19 protein-coding genes are annotated in these 17,965 nt (G+C 69.1%); 14 read left to right on the forward strand and 5 right to left on the reverse strand.

Annotated features, from left to right (window positions below; translation table 11 throughout):
• Positions 1-52 precede the first annotated feature (52 nt).
• From kdsA to AC1DYP_RS18805, 3 genes are read right to left on the reverse strand one after another with little or no spacing between them, the layout of a single operon-like run.
• Complete coding sequence (gene kdsA, locus AC1DYP_RS18795; protein ID WP_477047612.1) at positions 53-904, reverse strand: 3-deoxy-8-phosphooctulonate synthase; 852 nt, start codon at positions 902-904, stop codon at positions 53-55.
• A gap of 53 nt (positions 905-957) precedes the next feature.
• Positions 958-1,371, reverse strand: coding sequence for an NUDIX domain-containing protein (locus AC1DYP_RS18800; RefSeq protein ID WP_477047613.1), 414 nt, complete (start codon positions 1,369-1,371; stop codon positions 958-960).
• Positions 1,332-1,574, reverse strand: coding sequence for a hypothetical protein (locus AC1DYP_RS18805; RefSeq protein WP_477047614.1), 243 nt, complete (start codon positions 1,572-1,574; stop codon positions 1,332-1,334). Before AC1DYP_RS18805 ends, AC1DYP_RS18800 begins: the two co-directional genes overlap by 40 nt.
• Positions 1,575-1,822: 248 nt before the next feature.
• Here AC1DYP_RS18805 and pyrE point away from each other — a divergent pair, with 248 nt between their 5' ends.
• The 9 genes from pyrE (at position 1,823) to AC1DYP_RS18850 (ending at position 8,130) form a co-directional block, all read left to right on the forward strand.
• On the forward strand, positions 1,823-2,407 hold the full coding sequence (gene pyrE, locus AC1DYP_RS18810; protein WP_477047615.1) for an orotate phosphoribosyltransferase: 585 nt from the start codon (positions 1,823-1,825) through the stop codon (positions 2,405-2,407).
• A gap of 5 nt (positions 2,408-2,412) precedes the next feature.
• Entirely contained in the window at positions 2,413-3,168 is a 756-nt protein-coding gene (locus tag AC1DYP_RS18815) for a pyridoxine 5'-phosphate synthase (protein WP_477047616.1), read from the forward strand.
• Positions 3,165-3,557 (forward strand): holo-ACP synthase, encoded by a 393-nt coding sequence (acpS, locus tag AC1DYP_RS18820; protein WP_477047617.1) that lies wholly within the window; start codon positions 3,165-3,167, stop codon positions 3,555-3,557. Before AC1DYP_RS18815 ends, acpS begins: the two co-directional genes overlap by 4 nt.
• 185 nt (positions 3,558-3,742) lie before the next feature.
• Entirely contained in the window at positions 3,743-3,895 is a 153-nt protein-coding gene (locus tag AC1DYP_RS18825) for a hypothetical protein (protein WP_477047618.1), read from the forward strand.
• 159 nt (positions 3,896-4,054) lie between these two features.
• Positions 4,055-4,906, forward strand: a complete 852-nt coding sequence (gene lepB, locus AC1DYP_RS18830; RefSeq protein WP_477047619.1) for a signal peptidase I — start codon at positions 4,055-4,057, stop codon at positions 4,904-4,906.
• Between the two features lie 7 nt (positions 4,907-4,913).
• The gene (rnc, locus tag AC1DYP_RS18835; protein ID WP_477047620.1) at positions 4,914-5,618 is read left to right on the forward strand and encodes a ribonuclease III; all 705 of its coding nucleotides are present in this window, start codon (positions 4,914-4,916) and stop codon (positions 5,616-5,618) included.
• A gap of 23 nt (positions 5,619-5,641) precedes the next feature.
• Complete coding sequence (locus AC1DYP_RS18840; protein WP_477047621.1) at positions 5,642-6,085, forward strand: hypothetical protein; 444 nt, start codon at positions 5,642-5,644, stop codon at positions 6,083-6,085.
• Between the two features lie 73 nt (positions 6,086-6,158).
• Positions 6,159-7,112, forward strand: coding sequence for a GTPase Era (gene era / locus AC1DYP_RS18845; protein ID WP_477047622.1), 954 nt, complete (start codon positions 6,159-6,161; stop codon positions 7,110-7,112).
• A 142-nt stretch (positions 7,113-7,254) separates the two neighbouring features.
• Positions 7,255-8,130, forward strand: coding sequence for an arylamine N-acetyltransferase family protein (locus AC1DYP_RS18850; RefSeq protein ID WP_477047623.1), 876 nt, complete (start codon positions 7,255-7,257; stop codon positions 8,128-8,130).
• On the opposite strand, the gene AC1DYP_RS18855 is transcribed toward AC1DYP_RS18850, so the two are convergent.
• Together AC1DYP_RS18855 and AC1DYP_RS18860 are read right to left on the reverse strand one after the other, a co-directional pair.
• A complete protein-coding gene (locus AC1DYP_RS18855) occupies positions 8,127-9,368 on the reverse strand; it encodes an MFS transporter (protein WP_477047624.1) in 1,242 nt (413 codons plus the stop codon). The two genes, AC1DYP_RS18850 and AC1DYP_RS18855, sit on opposite strands and share 4 nt — an antisense overlap.
• A gap of 219 nt (positions 9,369-9,587) precedes the next feature.
• Complete coding sequence (locus tag AC1DYP_RS18860; RefSeq protein WP_477047625.1) at positions 9,588-10,580, reverse strand: hypothetical protein; 993 nt, start codon at positions 10,578-10,580, stop codon at positions 9,588-9,590.
• Between the two features lie 159 nt (positions 10,581-10,739).
• Here AC1DYP_RS18860 and recO point away from each other — a divergent pair, with 159 nt between their 5' ends.
• From recO to AC1DYP_RS18885, 5 genes are all read left to right on the forward strand, one after another.
• The gene (gene recO / locus AC1DYP_RS18865) at positions 10,740-11,471 is read left to right on the forward strand and encodes a DNA repair protein RecO (RefSeq protein ID WP_477047632.1); all 732 of its coding nucleotides are present in this window, start codon (positions 10,740-10,742) and stop codon (positions 11,469-11,471) included.
• A 64-nt stretch (positions 11,472-11,535) separates the two neighbouring features.
• Positions 11,536-13,125 carry an alkaline phosphatase D family protein gene (locus tag AC1DYP_RS18870; RefSeq protein ID WP_477047626.1) on the forward strand — a complete coding sequence of 530 codons (1,590 nt, stop codon included), beginning with the start codon at positions 11,536-11,538 and terminating at the stop codon, positions 13,123-13,125.
• A gap of 243 nt (positions 13,126-13,368) precedes the next feature.
• Positions 13,369-15,645: a DNA topoisomerase IV subunit A gene (gene parC, locus AC1DYP_RS18875; RefSeq protein ID WP_477047627.1), complete on the forward strand. Its 2,277-nt coding sequence runs from the start codon at positions 13,369-13,371 to the stop codon at positions 15,643-15,645.
• A 1-nt stretch (position 15,646) separates the two neighbouring features.
• Complete coding sequence (locus AC1DYP_RS18880) at positions 15,647-17,023, forward strand: serine hydrolase domain-containing protein (RefSeq protein WP_477047628.1); 1,377 nt, start codon at positions 15,647-15,649, stop codon at positions 17,021-17,023.
• A 142-nt stretch (positions 17,024-17,165) separates the two neighbouring features.
• On the forward strand, positions 17,166-17,516 hold the full coding sequence (locus AC1DYP_RS18885; protein ID WP_477047629.1) for a UrcA family protein: 351 nt from the start codon (positions 17,166-17,168) through the stop codon (positions 17,514-17,516).
• Positions 17,517-17,965: the final 449 nt, after the last annotated feature.

A 17,965-nucleotide genomic window follows, 5' to 3' on the forward strand; every position in this document is an offset into this window, starting at 1 on the left:
GCGAGACGAACAGCCCAGCTAGAACGCAGCCTCTTTGAAAAGGCTCCCGGGCCTAGGCCCGCACGGCCGCGTGCAGGGTCTTGAGGGTCTTGAGCAGCCCCGCAGCGTCGGTGAGCGGCAGGCAGCTTGGGCCGTCGCACAGGGCCTTGTCGGGTTCGGGGTGGAACTCCAGGAACACCCCGTCCGCGCCGGCGGCGACGGCGGCCTTGGCGATGATCGGCACGCCCTCGCGGCGACCGCCGGTCGAGCCGCCGGCCGTGCGCGGGTCGGCGCCCGGCAGCTGGACGGCGTGGGTGGCGTCGATGGTCACCGGCACGCCCAGGCTCTGCATCTGCTGGATGCCCAGCATGTCGACCACCAGGTTGTTGTAGCCGAACGACGCCCCGCGCTCGCACAGCACGATCTGCAGGTCGGGGGCGGCTTCGCGGGCCTTGTGGACGATGTTCTTGCAGTCCCAGGGGGCGATGAACTGGGCCTTCTTGACGTGCAGCCAGCCGCCGGCGGCCACCGTGGCGCGCGAGGCCGCCACGATCAGGTCGGTCTGGCGGCACAGGAAGGCGGGGATCTGCACCAGGTCGGCGACGGCGGCCACCGGCTCGGCCTGGTCGACCTCGTGGATGTCGGTGGCGATCGGCACGTCCAGCTTGGCCTTGATCTCGGCCAGCATGGCCAGGCCGTCCTTCAGGCCCGGACCGCGATAGCTGGTGATCGACGAGCGGTTGGCCTTGTCGAAGCTGGCCTTGAACACATAGGGCAGGTCCAGTTCGGCGGTGATCGCCTTCAGCTCGCGCCCGACCTCAAGGGCCAGGTCGAGGTTCTCCAGCACGTTCAGGCCGGCGATCACGGCCAGCGGCTGGCCGGCGCCCATCGACAGGTTCCAGCGCTTCAGGGTGACGACGGGCATCGGCGGGCTCCTCGGTCGCCGGCGTTGAGCGCCGGGTGCAATCAGTGGCGAGCTTATGCCCTAAGCGCGGCGACCGCGTCGAGGGTGGCGGCGGTCAGCGGCGAGGGCAGGGCGTCCAGGGCGAACCACCCCCAGTCGGCCAGGGCCTGCGGCTCCTGGATCGCCGGTTCGCCCACGCAGCCGTCGGCGCGATAGGTCACCGCCACCCAGTGGCTGTCTTCGGCGATCATGTCGGTGACGCACAGCACCGGGCCGGCGACGATGGTGATGCCCAGTTCCTCGAGAATCTCGCGCTCGGCGCAGGTCCGGCCGCTCTCACCCCAGTCCAGCTTGCCGCCGGGCTGGCCCCAATAGCCGGCCTCGGGCTGGCGCCGGCGCTGGACCAGCAGGATGCGGCCCTGATCGTCGAGGACGGCGGCGCCGCAGCCTATGCGGGGGCGGAGGGGAAGGGATGATTCATCGGCCATGGACCCTTCCCTACACCGGCCTGCGCGTCGCGCCAGTCCAGGGTCTCGGTGATTTTGGCGAAGGCGGCCGCGACGCGGTTCATGTCGGCGACCCGTTGATAGACGTCGGCGTGGACGGAATCGTCCGTGCCCAGGGCCAGCAGGTCGAGTTCGGCGGCCTTGTGGAGGAGGTTGGCCGAGGTGGAGATGGTGTACTGGGTCATGGGGAGCCCCTTGGGGTCGTGTCCGGATACGGACCGCTCTTCATCGGCGCTCGCGCACGCGCCCTTTCTGGACGGTGGCCGCCGCGACTCACGGACCTGGGTCCGGGACGGCTCGTGTCCGCCTCACTCACACGGGGACCAGGTCAGAGCGTGCGAGCTTCGCCGTTGTTCCCTTCTGGGGTGAACCGGCGCGTCGCGGTTTGTTGGGCGGTTTGTAGACTCGCGCGGGTTCGCTATATCCAACCCTCATGACCAACGACGACGTCCTCGACGAATTCCGCGCCGCCGGCGCCCTGCGCGAAGGCCACTTCGTGCTGTCCTCCGGCCTGCACAGCCCCGTCTTCCTGCAGAAGAACCTGGTGTTCATGCGGCCCGAGCGCTGCGAACGACTCTGCAAGGCCCTGGCCGAGAAGATCGTCGCCACCGTCGGCCAGCCCGACGTGGCGGTGTCGCCCGCCGTCGGCGGGATCATCCCGGGCTACGAGACCGCCCGTCACCTCAACGTCGCCTCGATCTATGTCGAGCGCGAGGGCGGCGGCTTCAAGTTCCGTCGCGGCTTCCACCTGGAGCCCGGCCAGAAGGTCGTGATGGTGGAAGACATCGTCACCACCGGCCTGTCGTCGCGCGAATGCATCGCCGCGATCCAGGCGGCCGGCGGCGACGTGATCGCGGCGGCCTGCATCGTCGACCGCTCCGGCGGCAAGGTCGATGTCGGCGTGCCGCTGGTGTCGCTGTGCAGCCTGGAAGTCCCGGCCTATCCAGCCGACGCCCTGCCGCCCGAACTGGCCGCGATCCCGATCGAGGATCCGGGCAGCCGGCGTCTGAAGGGCTGACCGGCATGTTGCGGCTCGGCGTCAACATCGACCACGTGGCCACGATCCGCAACGCGCGCGGGTCCAGCTATCCGGAGCCGGTGCGGGCCGCCGAGCTGGCCCTGGCGGCCGGCGCCGACGGCATCACCGCCCACCTGCGCGAGGACCGCCGTCACATCAGCGACGCCGACATCGCCCTGCTGACCGACCTGTGCCTGAAGCGCGGCAAGCCGCTGAACTTCGAGATGGCGGTCACCGACGAGATGGTCGGCATCGCCCTGCAGGCCCGGCCGCACGCCGCCTGCCTGGTGCCTGAGCGCCGCGAGGAGGTCACCACCGAGGGCGGCCTGGACGTGGTGCGCGGCAGGGTCCGTATCGCCGAGGCTGTCGCCCGCCTGCGCACGGTCGGGGCGCGGGTCTCGTTGTTCATCGAGGCCGACCCCGCCCAGATCCAGGCTTCGGTCGACGCCGGCGCCCAGGTGGTGGAACTGCACACCGGCGCCTATTGCGACGCCTTCCGCGAGGGCCACGCCGACCGCGCCGCCGCCATCCTGGAGCGGCTGAAGACCGGCGCGGCGTTCGCCGCCGGCCTGGGCCTGGAGGTCCACGCCGGCCACGGCATCGACTACGCCACGGTCAAGCCGATCGCCGCCATCCCGCAGGTCGCCGAGCTCAACATCGGCCACTTCCTGATCGGCGAGGCGATCTTCGTGGGCCTGCCTCAGGCCATGCAGCGCATGCGGGCCCTGATGGACGCCGCGCGCCTGGAGACAGTCTCGTGATCATCGGGATCGGCTCAGACCTGTGCGACATCCGCCGGATCGAGAAGTCCCTCGAGCGCTTCGGCGAGCGGTTCACCAACAAGGTCTTCACCGAGATCGAGCGCAAGCGGTCCGAGCGCAAGCCCGACCGCGCCTCCAGCTACGCCAAGCGCTTCGCCGCCAAGGAGGCCTGCTCCAAGGCCCTGGGCACCGGGCTGAAGGGCGGCGTGCATCTCTCTGGCATGGGGGTCGTGAACCTGCCGTCCGGCAAGCCGACCATGGCCCTGACCGGCGGCGCGGCTGAGCGCCTGGCCCGGATGGTCCCCGAGGGCATGACGCCGGTCATCCACCTGTCCCTGACCGACGACCACCCCTACGCCCAGGCCTTCGTGATCATCGAGGCGGTCTAATCCTCCCCCTGTGGGGGAGGTGTCGGCGAAGCCGACGGAGGGGGAGTGATCCGCCCGGTCAGCAATATCCCCCACCGGCCTTCGGCCGCCTCCCCCACAGGGGAAAGGCTTAAGAGCACGGCCCCCGCCTTGCACCTCTGATCCCAGAGCGCCCGGAACGGCGCCGTTCTGGGACGGGGGACAACATGGCCATCTGGAGCGATATCGAGACGAGACCGGCGCCCAAGGCGCGGGGCGCGCGTCAGCTGATGCCTTGGCAACAGAAGCCGTTCGCGTGGCTGCTGGTCGGCTGGAGCTTCTTCGCGCTGGTGTTGCTGGTGATCTTCGCCACAATTTAGGCCCGCATGTCGCGGTCAAGCTAGCGCGGGGGTGGGCATGATCAGGCGCACCCCATGAAGGCGAGTTAACGGGCGCCACGCTTGCCCCCGTCGTAAACCCCGTCTAGCTAGGCGCGTCGGGTTCGCCCGCAGCCCATTCCGTCGAGAGCCCAACCGCGCATGACCGAAGCCGCCGACACCGAAACCCCCGACGACAAGGCCGGGGCGGTCAAGGAGTTCATCGAGATCGTCAAGACGGTCGCCTACGCCCTGGGCATCGCCCTGGTGCTGCGGGTGCTGCTGTTCCAGCCGTTCACGATCCCGTCGGCCTCGATGGAGCCCAATCTCTACCAGGGCGACTACATCATCGTTTCGAAGTACAGCTACGGCTGGTCCAAGCACTCGATCCCGTTCAGCCCGCCGCTGTTCAACGGCCGCATCCTGGGCCACGCGCCCAAGCGCGGCGACATCATCGTCTTCAAGCTGCCGCGCGACCCCAACGTCGACTACATCAAGCGCCTGATCGGCCTGCCCGGCGACAAGGTCCAGGTGCGCGGCGGCGTGGTCTACATCAACGGCAAGGCCTTGGACCGCCAGGAAATGCCCTCGGCCCTGGTCGACACCGGCTACGGCACCATCCGCGCCGGCCGCTTCGAAGAGACCAATCCCGAAGGCCGCAAGTACGCCACCCAGGACTACGGCCCCGACAGCGAGGCCGACAACACCGGCGTCTATGTGGTGCCGACCGGTTGCTACTTCTTCATGGGCGACAACCGCGACAACTCGCTGGACAGCCGCTTCGACCCCGGCATGGCGTTCAAGCCCGGCTCGGGTTCGGGCTCGTGCAAGTGGGACTACAACAACGACCAGTACATCGGCATGCAGGAAGGCGTCGGCTTCGTGCCGGCCGAGAACCTGGTGGGCCGCGCCCAGCTGATCCTGCTGTCCTGGAACGCAGACGCCCACCTGTTCAAGCCGTGGACCTGGTTCCTGGACGCCCGTCCCAGCCGCTTCTTCCGCGTCCTCAAGTAATGGCCAAATGACTACAGATAGGCGCGCCGTCGCCGTCGGCGACCTGGAGCGCCGGATCGGTCACACGTTCCAGGATCGCCAGCTGCTGGAGCTGGCCCTGACGCACGCCAGCGTCGGGGACGGGGCCAAGAAGGCCGGCGACAACGAGGTGCTGGAGTTCATCGGCGACCGCGTGCTGGGCCTGCTGGCCGCCGAGGCCCTGGCCGAGCGCTTCCCCAAGGCCAAGGAAGGCGAGCTGGCCCCGCGCCTGAACGCCCTGGTCAGCCGCGAGACCTGCGCCCGCGTCTCCCGCGCCGCCAATGTCGGCCCGGCCCTGCGCCTGTCTGCCTCGTCCAGCAAGATCGGCGGCCGCGAGACCGACTCGATCCTGGCCGGCGCCGCCGAGGCGCTGATGGCGGCCCTCTACCGCGACGGCGGGCTGGAAACGGCGCGCCGGGTGTTCCTGGACCTGTGGGCCGACGAGTTCGACCGGGCCGGCGAGGGCAAGCCGCGCGATCCCAAGACCGCGCTGCAGGAATGGGCGCAAGGCAAGGGCAAGCCGCTTCCGACCTACGCCGTCAAGGACCGCAAGGGCCCCGACCACGCGCCGGTGTTCACGGTGCAGGTGACGGTGGTGGGCCTGGATCCGGTGTATGCCGAGGGCCGCTCGCGGCAGGAAGCCGAGAAGGCCGCGGCCAAGGCGCTGCTGGATCGGGAAGGGGCGGGGGGTTGATGAGGCGACCGTTGGCGGTGCGTGTGGCCGCGATTTTCAGCCTCGCAAGCCTAGCGGCATGCACGACGTTAGGGCCAGGCGAGCTGTTTTTCCGTGGGGAGATCGCAACCAGAAACGACCGTCTGGCGACATATCCCATGGCACAGCAGTGGGAAATCTTCCGGTACGGCAATCAGCGCATACATCCGCCGACAACGGGTCTGGCGGCGGTTCTCGCCCGTGGCGGCAAGCCCATGGCCGATTATGTCGTCAGCCAAGTTGAGGGTTCGGAGCGAGAGCTAGACTATCGAGACGCCTTGGTGGTCCTTCGGGCCATGCGATGGAACGAAGACTACGACATGTGCGGCGACAGCGCCCTGCAAGTGCGGCTCAAGCAGCAAAACGCGCGCTTCCCAGACGGCGCCTGGCATACCGTGATCCTGAAAATGCACGAAGATCTGTGCCGCCCCGCACAAAGGTCGATTTGATCGATCAGCAAGCGACTCTGGGGCTGCCCAAAGGGGACGCTTTTTCGACCCATCGGTGCTACACGCACCCGCAATGACTGAAAACACCTCCCCAAACACCCGCGCCGGCTTCGCCGCCATCATCGGCGCCCCGAACGCCGGCAAGTCCACCCTGGTCAACCGCATGGTCGGGGCCAAGGTCTCGATCGTCACCCAGAAGGTCCAGACGACGCGCTTCCCCGTGCGCGGCGTGGCCATGATCGGCCAGACCCAGATCGTGCTCGTCGACACCCCCGGCATCTTCACCCCGCGCCGTCGCCTGGACCGCGCCATGGTCCGCTCGGCCTGGAGCGGCGCCGAGGACAGTGAAGTCGTCGTCCACCTGGTCGACGTCCAGGCCGAACTGGCCTCGCGCGAGCGCCGCGCCTCGCCCGGCGAGCACCGCTCGGTGCAGGACGTCCAGACCATCATCGAAGGCCTGAAGGCCGCCAATCGCCAGGTGATCCTGGCGCTGAACAAGATCGACGGCGTCAAGCGCGAGACCCTGCTGGCCGTCGCCCACGACCTGTTTGAGACCGGCGTCTATTCCGAGGTCTTCATGATCAGCGCCGGCACCGGCGCGGGCGTCGACGACCTGACCGCCAAGCTGGCCTCGCTGATGCCGGAAGGCCCGTGGCTGTATCCGGAAGACCAGACCGCCGACCTGCCGGCCCGCCTGCTGGCCGCCGAGATCACCCGCGAGAAGATCTACCTGCGCGTCCACGAGGAACTGCCCTACGCGGCCTCCGTCGAGACCACCGCCTTCGAGGAACGCCCGGACGGCAGCGCCCGCATCGAGCAGACCATCTATGTCGAACGCGACGGCCAGCGCGCCATCGTGCTGGGCAAGGGCGGCGAGGTGATCAAGTGGATCGGCAAGTCCTCGCGCGAGGAGCTGGAAGACATCCTGGACCGCAAGATCCACCTGTTCCTGCACGTGAAGGTGAAAGAGAACTGGGCCGAGGAGCGCGGCCTGTTCAACGACATGGGCCTGGACTTCGACGTCTAGGACGAAATGAACTGGCTTCGAAGGAAGCCAATCCCTATCTCCCGTTTTCCCGGCGAAGGCCGGGACCCAGATTCACCCGGAGCCGCTCGTGGGCTTCACCTGGGCCCCGGTCTTCGCCGGGGAGACGGAAGATAGGTAGAGAATGACCAAGCTCGACATCGCGCCCGCAAAGGCGGCTTCCCCCTCGGTCGACCTTGACGCCTATTTCGCCCGCATCGGCTATGACGGCCCGCGCGAGCCGACGCTCGACGCGCTGCGGGCCCTCCACCAGAAACACCCCGCCGCCATCGCCTTCGAAAACGTCGACGTGCTGCTGGGCAAGGCGATCAGCCTGGATCCGGCCGACATCGACGCCAAGCTGATCACGGCCGGGCGAGGGGGCTATTGCTACGAGCAGAACGGCCTGTTCAAGCGGGTGCTGACGGCGCTGGGCTTCGAGGTCACGGGCCTGATGGCGCGCGTGCTGTGGATGGTCCCGGACGACCTGCCGCCGCGTCCGCGGTCGCACATGGTGCTGGGGGTGCGCATCCCCGGCGACGACACGGTGTGGCTGGCCGACGTCGGCTTCGGCGGCTGCGTGCTGACCGCGCCGCTGCGATTGTTCTCCGACGAGGCGCAGGCCACACCCAACGGCGATTTCCGCATCCTGCCGATCGACGAGCTGGGCGGCGAACGCCGCGTGCAGGCCAATCTCTCGGGCAAGTGGGCGGCGACCTATCAGGTGGCGATGGGCGCCTGGGCCGACCAGGACTACGAGCAGGCCAACTTCTACACCTACGCCCACCCCAGCTCGCACTTCACCTGGAGCCTGACGGTGGGGCGCGTGACGCTCGACGCCCGCTACGCCCTGAAGAACAACCGCCTCACCCATCGGGCCGCCGACGGCGCCCTGGTCGAGCAGCGCGACCTGTCGGCCGACGAGCTGGAGACCACTCTGCGCGACGTGATCGGTCTGCCGGTCGAGCCGCAATGGCGGCCGCTGATCGAGAAGATCGTGGCCTGGGGAACGCCGGGCTAGGAACAGGCCTCGCACGGCGCGGCGATCGGAGCCTTGCGCTCGCGCCGCGCGGCCAGGACCAGACCCACGCCCAAGGCGGCCGTCAGGGCCGCATAGGCCGAGGCGCTGACCGGTCCCAGTCCGTCCACCAACACGCCGCCGAACACCGCGCCCATGGCGATCGCCACCTGGAAGGTCGAGGTCAGCAGGCCTCCCGCGAGCTCGGCCTGGTCGGCGGCTTCCGAGGTGGCCCACGACTGGAAGCCGACGGGCAGCATGGCGAAGGCGAAGCCCCAGGCCGTCAGGGCCGCCGCCACGACCAGCGGCCAGGCGCCCAGGGTGACGACGGCGAGGGCCGAGACGGCGACCAGACTGGCCCCGCCCAGCACCGCCAGGCGAGGATCGCGCTCGGCCAGGAAGGCGCCGGCGAAGTTGCCGAAGAAGCCGGCGACGCCGAAGGCCAGCAGCACCAGCGAGATCGCCCCGACATCCAGGTGCGTGACCTGCTCCAGCACCGGCCGCACATAGGTGAAGCCCGCGAAGTGGCCGGAAATCACCAGCAGCACGCCGATCAGCGCCACCGCGACGCTGGGCCGGCGCGCCACCTCCAGCAGGCCGCGCAGGCGCGGCGGAGCGGTCGGGGCCAGGCGCGGCAGGGTCAGCGCCTGGGCCAGCAGCGCCAGTCCCCCGACCACGCCGGCGATCACGAAGGCCGCCCGCCAGCCCAGGGTGTCGCTGACATAGGCGCCGACCGGCGCGGCCGAGACCGTCGCCACCGACACGCCCGTGAAGACGATCGACATCGCCCTGGGGAGTGCTCGGGCCGGCGCCAGGCGCATGGCCAGGGCCGCGGCCATCGACCAGAAGCCCCCCAGGCTGGCGCCCAGCAGGATGCGGGCGACCAGGAGGGTCGGCAGATTGGCGGCGAAGACCGTCAGCAGGTTCGAGGCGCAGAGCAGCGCCATCAGGCCCAGCATCACCAGCCGCCGGTCCAGGCGCCCGGTCAGCACCGGCGTCAGCGGCGCGGCGATCGCTCCGACCACGGCCGTGGCGGTGACCGCTTGCCCCGCCGCGCCGACGCTGACGCCGAGATCGGCCGCCAGGGGCGTCAGCACGCTGGCCGGCAGGAATTCGGAGGTCACCAGGGCGAAGACGCCCAAGGCCAGGGCCCCGATCGCGGTCCAGGCCGCCGGTGTCTCGGGTTCGCCGATCGGGCTCGAAGCATCCTGCGCGGGTCGGGCGATTGTCGAGCCGTCCATGGCGATCTCCGGCGGCCGCCCGTTCGGGCGGCTAAAGCTACTGTGGGCCGCAGACATAGGGGCGCGCCGAGCCGCCCGCCCGGCCGCCGGGACTCCAAATTTCCCCGGGGCGCGCACAGCATTTCTGGATGGTCAGGCGCGCGGCCGCCCTCGCAGCAGCGAGGCTCAAGTCAAGGTTCAGGGATTCCAATTCGTGGAGCCTGGGCGCGCGGCCGCGCCCTAGACCCCGGGAGGCGGCCGCGACCAGGTCTGGCGGGGCAGGGGCTCCGGCGAGAAGTCGAACAGGCCCCGCCGCAGCCGCTCGGCGTTGTTCAGATGCTCCTGGATGGCGTCGACGTCGGACTGGCGGGCGAACATCAGGTTGTCGCCGTCCGAGCGCCACAGGCCGTCAGCCTTCCTGAACACCTCCAGGGCGGCCAGGGTCTCGGCATAGGTGCGGTCCCGCAGGTCGGCCTCGGCGCCGTGGCGGGCGATGGCGACCTTGGTGTCCTGGTCCAGCTGGGCCAGGACATAATCGCGGACCAGGGGCGGCGGATTGGCACGCTTCAACGCCGCGTCGATGTCGGCTCGGGTCTGTTTCCAGCGGGCGGCGTCCTCGGTCTCGAACTGGGCGACCGCGTCCAGGGTCCCGTTGAGGCGCGCGGTCAGGGCGCGGACGTCGGCGGGCGAGCTGACGGTCACCGGCGAGATCACCAGGTGTCGGTCGGTGTCTTTCAGCCGGGGGTTCAGGACGGCGAGGGCGGCGGCGTCGCCGGCCCGGTCCTTGGCCGCGATCGCCGCCAGCTCGGTCTTCAGGCCCGGCACGGTGGCCCAGGCTTCGCGCGCCTTGTGCAGGTCGATCTGATGCTCGACGGAGTGCACGCCGTACAGCACGACCGGCGACAGCAGCGAGGCGGCGAACACGCACGGCGCCAGGATGTTGAAATAGATCGGGCCCATGGTCGGGTCGCGCCAGCGGACGAAGCCGAAATAGAGCAGCGTCCACAGGAACAGGCTGATCAGGCCGCACGGCACCAGGCTGAACAGGAAGCGGGTGTTGATCAGGTTCGACAGGTCGAACCGCGTGCCGTCCACGCCCTGCAGGCCGATGCTGTAGGCGGTGGCCAGGCCCATGCCGATCAGCACGGTCACGACGAGAGCCGGCCAGGTGGTCGGCGGCTTATCCAGTTTGCGGCCGTAGACGCGCGACGCGATCAGCGACTCTTCGCTCACGATATGCACTCCCCGATTGTGCGAGTCCTTGGCTAGCGATCAACCTCAGCGCAGGCAACAGGCTTCGCGCATCCGGAGATGGCGCGGACTTTCGGCTCGGCGCCGGGATCGCGACGTCGTATGGAGGTGCATGTTTTGTTCCGCGACCAAGACCGCCTGATGGAGTGGGAAGACGAGGCCTTCGTGCTGTCGGCGCGCGTCCATGGCGAGACCGGGGCGATCGTCGAGCTGCTGACCCAGGACCGGGGCAAGTTCGCCGCCCATGTGTCGGGCGCGGCCTCGCGGCGGATGAAGCCGTTCCTGCAGGCCGGGGCCAAGGTCATCGCCCGCTATCGTGCCCGGATGAGCGACCAACTGGGCGCGGCGACCCTGGAGCCGATGGGCGAGGGGCCTTCGTCGCTGTTCGACGAGCCGTTGGCGCTCTCGGGCCTGTCGGCGGCCGCCGCCGTCGCCGCCGGGGCCCTGCCGGAGCGCGAGGCCCATCCCGGCGCTTTCCACGCCCTGGAAGCCCTGATCGCCGCCCTGGCCATCCCCGAGATCTGGCCGGCGGTCTATGTGCGGTTCGAGGCCGGGCTGCTGCAGGACCTGGGCTTCGGCCTTGACCTGTCGAAATGCGCCGCCACCGGCTCGCTGGACGACCTGATCTATGTCAGCCCCCGCACCGGTCGGGCGGTCAGCCGCGAGGCGGGCGCGCCGTATCACGACAAACTGCTGCCCCTGCCGCCCTTCATGCTGTCGGCCCAGGGCGGGCTGGCCGAGGGCGACGTGGGGGCAGGCCTGGACATCACCGGCCACTTCCTCGAGCAGTTCGTGTTCGGCCCGCTGAACCGCCCCTTGCCGCCGGCCCGTGTCTGGCTGCTGGACCGGTTGGGCGAGGCGGGGCGGCTTTAGCGGGCAGGCCGGACGAACCGTCACAAAGCGTGGCTATCGGGACTCAAAGTCTGGAGTCCCGCCCATGTCCGTCGTCCTCGATCGCTACGCCCTGAACCGCCGCCGTCTGCTCAAGACCTTCGGCGCTTCGGCCGTCACCGCCCTGTCGATCCCGTTGGTCACCGGCCAGGCCTTCGCCCAGGCGGTGTTCACCCAGTATCCGTTCCAGCTGGGCGTGGCTTCGGGCGACCCGTGGCCGGACGGCTTCGTGATCTGGACCCGCCTGGCGCCCGAGCCGTTCGAGATCGGCTACGGCATGCCGACTGCCCCGGTCGCGGTCGACTGGGAAGTGGCCGCCGATCGCGGCTTCAAGACCGTGGTCGCCAAGGGGACCGCCGTGGCGACGCCCGAGCTGGGCCACAGCGTCCACGTCGAGGTCGCGGGCCTGGAGGCCGGCCGCGACTATTGGTACCGCTTCATGGCCGGCAAGGAGCGCAGCCTGACCGGCCGGGCCCGCACGGCGCCGGCGACCGGCGCCGCCCTGGACCGCGCCCGCTTCGCCGTCGTCGGCTGCCAGCACTACGAGGCCGGCTACTACACCGCCTATCGCAAGATGGCCCAGGACGCGCCGGACTTCGTCTTCCACTACGGCGACTACATCTACGAAGGGCGGGGCAATCGGACCTCGAACGGCCCCGACGGCCCGCGCGAGAACGTCCGCCAGCACTTCGGCGGCGAAATCTACGCCCTGGACGACTACCGCCGCCGCTACGCCCAGTACAAGATGGACACCGACCTGCAGGCCGCCCACGCCGCCGCCCCGTGGTTCGTGGTCTGGGACGACCACGAGACCGACAACAACTGGGTCGGCGACCTGGACCAGGACGGCACCGATCCCAAGATCTTCAACCTGCGCCGCGAAGCCGCGGTCCAGGCCTATTACGAGAACATGCCGCTGCGGGCCTCGTCGTTCCCGGCCGGGACCTCGATCCAGATCTATCGCCGCGCCGCCTGGGGCCGGCTGCTGGAGCTGAACCTGCTGGACACCCGCCAGTTCCGCACCGACCAGCCGTGCGGCGACAAGCAGGTGGTATGCTCCACCCTCGACCGTCCCGACGCCGAGGTGATGGGGCTCCGCCAGGAGAAGTGGCTGGTCGACGGCCTGACCGCGTCCAAGGCCACCTGGAACGTCCTGGCCCAGCAGGTGATGATGATGGACCTGGACCGCGCGCCCGGTCCGGACGTGGTGGTCAATCCCGACAGCTGGGCCGGCTATCGCACGCCGCGCAACCGCCTGCTCAGGCAGATCCGCGACCGCAGGATCGCCAACGCCGTCGTCCTGACCGGCGACGAGCACCAGAACTTCGCCGGCGAGCTCTTCCTGGACGGCGCCCATCCGGACGCTCGGCCGATCGCCACCGAGTTCGTCACCACCTCGATCTCGTCGGGCGGCGACGGCGTGGACCAGACCCCGGCCTTCGCCGCGATCCAGGCCGCCAACCCGCAGCTGAAGTTCAACAACAGCCAGCGCGGCTACACGATCTGCGACGTGACCGACAAGCGCTGGATCACCGAGTTCAAGGTGCTGGACGCCATCACCCGCCGCGACGGCGTGCTGACCACGCGCAAGAAACTGGCGATCGAAGCCGGCGATCCGAGGTTGGTGGAAGCGTAGAGCGTCATCGAACGCGAACCTCTTCCTTCTCCCCGGCGAAGGCCGGGGTCCAGGTGAAGCCCACGAGCCGCTCAGGCTGAATCTGGGTCCCGGCCTTCGCCGGGAAGGCGGCGGTGAGGGGGGAGGCCTCTAAAAGATGCGAAACTGCGGCCGCGCTCAGCGTTCTCCTTTTGTCGCATCGAAGGGAGGATTTGCCGCGCGGGATTGGCTAATGTCGCCGTTCACGCGTAACGAATCTCCCAGATGAACAAACCAGTCCTTCCCCCTGGCGGTCCCGGCGACGGCGATCGCATTCTCGACGAGCCGCTGAGCGAGGCGCTTTCCAAGCGTTACCTGGCCTATGCGCTGTCGACGATCGGCTCGCGGGCGCTGCCCGACGTGCGCGACGGCCTCAAGCCGGTGCACCGTCGCGTGCTGCACGCGATGAACAACATGCGCCTCAACCCCGAAGGCGCCGCGCGCAAGTGCGCCAAGGTGGTCGGCGAGGTGATGGGTAACTTCCACCCGCACGGCGACCAGTCGATCTACGACGCCCTGGTCCGCCTGGCCCAGGACTTCGCCCAGCGGGTGCCGCTGGTCGACGGCCAGGGCAACTTCGGCAACATCGACGGCGATAACCCCGCCGCCATGCGCTACACCGAGTGCAAGATGACCGCCGCGGCCATGCTGCTGCTGGACGGCATCGACGAGGACGCGGTCGACTTCAAGCCGTCCTACGACGGCCAGGACGAGGAGCCGGTGGTCCTGCCGTCGGGCTTCCCGAACCTGCTGGCCAACGGCTCGTCGGGCATCGCCGTGGGCATGGCCACCTCGATCCCGCCGCACAACCCGGCAGAACTGATCGACGCCTGCCTGCTGCTGCTGTCCAAGCCCGAGGCGACCACGGCCGAGATCCTGGAGCGCGTGCCGGGGCCGGACTTCCCGACCGGCGGCGTGATCGTCGAGTCCCGCGAGAGCCTGCTGGAGACCTACGAGACCGGTCGCGGCGGCGTGCGCACCCGCGCCAAGTGGGAGAAGGAAGACACCGGTCGCGGCACCTACCAGATCGTCGTCACCGAGATCCCGTATCAGGTGAAGAAGTCCGATCTGGTCGAGCAGCTGGCCGACCTGATCGACAGCAAGAAGGCCGCCCTGCTGGGCGACGTGCGCGACGAGAGCGCCGAGGACATCCGTCTGGTCCTCGAGCCCAAGTCCAAGAACGTCGAGCCCGAAGTGCTGATGGAGAGCCTGTTCAAGCTCTCGGCGCTGGAAAGCCGCTTCCCGGTCAACATCAACGTGCTGGACGCGCGCGGCACGCCTGGCGTGATGGGCATCAAGCAGTGCCTGATCGCCTTCCTGGCCCACCGCCGCGACGTGCTGACCCGCCGGGCCCGCCACCGCCTGGCCAAGATCGAAGCCCGCCTGCACATCCTGGACGGCCTGCTGATCGCCTACCTCAATCTGGACGAGGTGATCCGCATCGTCCGTTATGAGGACGAGCCCAAGCAGAAGCTGATGGCCGCCTTCGCGCTATCGGACATCCAAGCCGACGCCATCCTCAACACCCGCCTGCGCCAACTGGCCAAGCTGGAGGAGATGGAGATCCGCCGCGAGCACGCCGAACTGGTGGAAGAGCGCGACGGCATCATGGCCATGCTGGCCAGCGACAAGAAGCAGTGGGACCTGGTCGGCACGGGCCTGCGCCAGGTGCGCGCCACCCTGATCAAGATCAAGCACCCGCACGACAAGCCGCGCCCGACGGGCGTGATCGGCCGCTCGGTGTTCGAGGACGCCCCCGTGGTCGACGCCGAGGCCGCCCTGGAGGCGATGATCGTGCGCGAGCCGATCACCGTCATCCTGTCGGACCGCGGCTGGATCCGCGCCGCCAAGGGCAAGATCGACGACCCGTCCGAGCTGAAGTTCAAGGAAGGCGACAAGCTGGGCTTCCTGGCCGCCGCCGAGACCACCGACAAGCTGCTGCTGTTCACCAGCGACGGCCGGTTCTTCACGATCAGCTGCAACAACCTGCCGTCGGCGCGTGGTCATGGCGAGCCCGTGCGGATGATGATCGAGCTCGACGACAAGGTGAAGATCATCGACATGTTCCCGTTCAAGGCCGGTCGCAAACGCTTCCTGGCCTCGAAACAGGGCTACGGCTTCCTGATGCCGGAAGAAGAGGCCATCGCCAACCGCAAGGCGGGCAAGCAGGTGCTGACGGTCGACGCGGCCGGCGCGGCCTTCTGCCTGGAGGCGACGGGCGACCAGATCGCGGTGATCGGCGACAACGGCAAGATCCTGATCTTCCCGCTGGAGGAGCTGCCGGAAATGCCGCGCGGCAAGGGCGTCAAGCTGCAGGCCTACCGCGAGGGCGGCCTGCGCGACGCGATCTCGTTCAACACCGAGGGCGGCGCCTTCTGGATCGACACGGCCGGCCGTCGCCGCGACTGGGTCGAGTGGAAGGAGTGGATCGGTCGTCGGGCCGGGGCCGGCAAGCTGTCGCCCAAGGGATTCCCGACGTCCAAGCGGTTCCGGCCGAAATAGGGTGATCCAGGTCCGACTCCTGCTGCGCAAGACCGCGGGCGCCCTGGCGGCGCTGCTCGGCCTGACGGTGGCGGGCGCGGTCGCGGCCGCGCCCCCGTTGCCGGCGGCCAAACCCGAGACAACTGGCTTTTCGGTCGAGCGGCTCAAGAAGCTGGACGACACGATGCAGACCCTGGTCGACCAGGGTCAGATCGCCGGCGGCGTCACCCTGCTGGGCCGCCACGGCCGCGTGGTGTCGCTGAAGAGCTTCGGCAAGCGCAGCCTGGAGACCGGCGAGGCCATGCCCGCCGACGCCATCTTCCGCATCCGCTCCGAGACCAAGGCGGTCACCGGGGTGGCGATGCTGATCCTCTACCAGGAGGGCCGGTGGCGGCTGGACGACCCGGTCACCGAATATCTGCCGGAACTGGCCGATCTGCGGGTGGCCTCTGGCGTCGACGCTGAAGGGCGGCCGATCCTGACCCCGCTCAGCCGGCCGCCGACCATGCGCGAGCTGATGACCCACACGGCCGGCTTCGCCTACGGCCTGGCCGACGATCCGGCCAGCCTGGCCGACCAGGCCTATTACCGGGCCGGGGTGTTGCAGTCCGACAGCCTGGACCATCTGGTGCGCAAGGTGGCCATGCTGCCGATGTACGCCCAGCCCGGCGTGATGTGGCGCTACAGCGTCGCCGCCGACCTGCAGGGCCTGATCGTCGAGCGCCTCTCGGGCAAGACCCTGCCGGTGTTCATGGAAGAGCGGATCTTCCGGCCCCTGGGCATGAACGACACCGCCTTCTGGGCGCCGCCCGAGAAGCTGCCGCGCCTGGCCGCCCTCTATGACGGCGATCCGGCCACCGGCAAGCTGATCCCGGCCGTCGAGGGGCCGTGGCGCGACGTGTCCAAGCCGCCGGCCGCGCCGTCGGGCGGGGGAGGGCTGCTGTCCACCGCCGGCGACTTCGCACGCTTCGCGCAGATGATCCTGAACGGCGGCCAACTGGACGGGGTGCGGGTCCTGACGCCCGAGAGCGTGGCCCTGATGCGCTCGAACCACCTGCCGCCCAGTTTCCAGGTCACCACCAACGGCACGGCCGGCGTGCTGCGGCCCGACCAGAAGCCGTTCCCGTTCGGGGCGGGCATGGGTTACGGGCTGGACGTGGCCGTGGCGGTCGACCCGCACCTGTCCGGGGCCCCGGTGGGTCCAGGGACGATCAGCTGGGGCGGCAGCGCCGGCACCTGGTTCTGGATCGACCCGGCCAACGACCTGTTCTTCATCGGCATGATCCAGCGGCTGGGCGGCGTGGGCTCGGGCCTGGACGCCACCACCCGCACGGTCGTCTACCAGGCGCTTGAAAAGCCCCCGGTCAAGGAAGCGCGGCTCAATTCTACTGCACGCTGATTTAGGCGTCGAAATATTACAAGTCGTTCACTCTATGAATACGGCGTCATGAAGCAGACGTAACGAGTATTCGCAGAGAAGTCTGGCCATTCTACCCCTCGAAGGCGACGCGGACGGCGTCACCAGGACAGGGGATATCGATATGAGCGGGCTCATCGCCAAGATTTCGACGATCGCGGTGTTGGGCCTGGCGGCCCTGCCGGCGCTGGGCCTGGCCCAGGCCGCCCAGGCTGCGCCTGCCCAATTCAAGTCTGGCAAACCCGTGGTGCTGGCCAAGATCGCGGTCGGCGACCTGGACCTGTCCCGCCCCGAGGACGCCCGCCTGCTGAAGGCCCGCATCGACACCGCCACCGCGGTGGTCTGCAAGGCCCGCACCCGCGCCGAGCGGCTCGACCGCTTTTCGGCCAGGGCCTGCCGCCTGGATATCCGCGACGAGGTCCACTCCAAGCTGTCGGACGACCAGGCCAGGGCCCTGCGCGCGGTCGGCGGCTGATCACGAGATCCTCCCTCCGGGGAGGTGGCGGGAGCGCCGGGCATGCCCTTGCCTGGCCGTTTCATCCCTCAGAGCGCTCACGGCGTCGCATGCTCCCAGCCCCAAAGGGAGACGCCACGAGGCTCCCGCCGAGTTGTTGATGAAGGCCTGAGCGCCTGTCTTCGAACCCTCTCCCAGAGGGAGAGGGTTCAAGAAGCGCCAACGCTCGGCGTTCAGCGGATGAAGCCCAGCGATTTCAACGCCCTGAACTTTCTCGACCCGAGTTTATCCTCATCCTCCAAACCGCCTGTATCCTTGACTCACCTCGTTGCAGGGAAAGGGCGCATGGCCAGCGACCGATGCGGCGGCGGGGGGCGATCGAGCGGGACTGGGCTGGAGGGGGTTACTTCAGCGTGTCCGGGGACTCCTGTCGTTGGGGAGCCCGCCCGCCGTCGGCGTCGAACGGGGAC

Source organism: Caulobacter sp. P1_D6 (assembly GCF_056406095.1).

Coding starts and splice junctions, on each gene's coding strand:
- kdsA (WP_477047612.1), bottom strand. CDS start 904: ATGCCCGTCGTCACCCTGAAGCGCTGGAACCTGTCGATGGGCGCCGGC.
- AC1DYP_RS18800 (WP_477047613.1), bottom strand. CDS start 1,371: ATGGCCGATGAATCATCCCTTCCCCTCCGCCCCCGCATAGGCTGCGGC.
- AC1DYP_RS18805 (WP_477047614.1), bottom strand. CDS start 1,574: ATGACCCAGTACACCATCTCCACCTCGGCCAACCTCCTCCACAAGGCC.
- pyrE (WP_477047615.1), top strand. CDS start 1,823: ATGACCAACGACGACGTCCTCGACGAATTCCGCGCCGCCGGCGCCCTG.
- AC1DYP_RS18815 (WP_477047616.1), top strand. CDS start 2,413: ATGTTGCGGCTCGGCGTCAACATCGACCACGTGGCCACGATCCGCAAC.
- AC1DYP_RS18825 (WP_477047618.1), top strand. CDS start 3,743: ATGGCCATCTGGAGCGATATCGAGACGAGACCGGCGCCCAAGGCGCGG.
- lepB (WP_477047619.1), top strand. CDS start 4,055: ATGACCGAAGCCGCCGACACCGAAACCCCCGACGACAAGGCCGGGGCG.
- rnc (WP_477047620.1), top strand. CDS start 4,914: ATGACTACAGATAGGCGCGCCGTCGCCGTCGGCGACCTGGAGCGCCGG.
- era (WP_477047622.1), top strand. CDS start 6,159: ATGACTGAAAACACCTCCCCAAACACCCGCGCCGGCTTCGCCGCCATC.
- AC1DYP_RS18850 (WP_477047623.1), top strand. CDS start 7,255: ATGACCAAGCTCGACATCGCGCCCGCAAAGGCGGCTTCCCCCTCGGTC.
- AC1DYP_RS18855 (WP_477047624.1), bottom strand. CDS start 9,368: ATGGACGGCTCGACAATCGCCCGACCCGCGCAGGATGCTTCGAGCCCG.
- recO (WP_477047632.1), top strand. CDS start 10,740: ATGGAGTGGGAAGACGAGGCCTTCGTGCTGTCGGCGCGCGTCCATGGC.
- AC1DYP_RS18870 (WP_477047626.1), top strand. CDS start 11,536: ATGTCCGTCGTCCTCGATCGCTACGCCCTGAACCGCCGCCGTCTGCTC.
- parC (WP_477047627.1), top strand. CDS start 13,369: ATGAACAAACCAGTCCTTCCCCCTGGCGGTCCCGGCGACGGCGATCGC.
- AC1DYP_RS18885 (WP_477047629.1), top strand. CDS start 17,166: ATGAGCGGGCTCATCGCCAAGATTTCGACGATCGCGGTGTTGGGCCTG.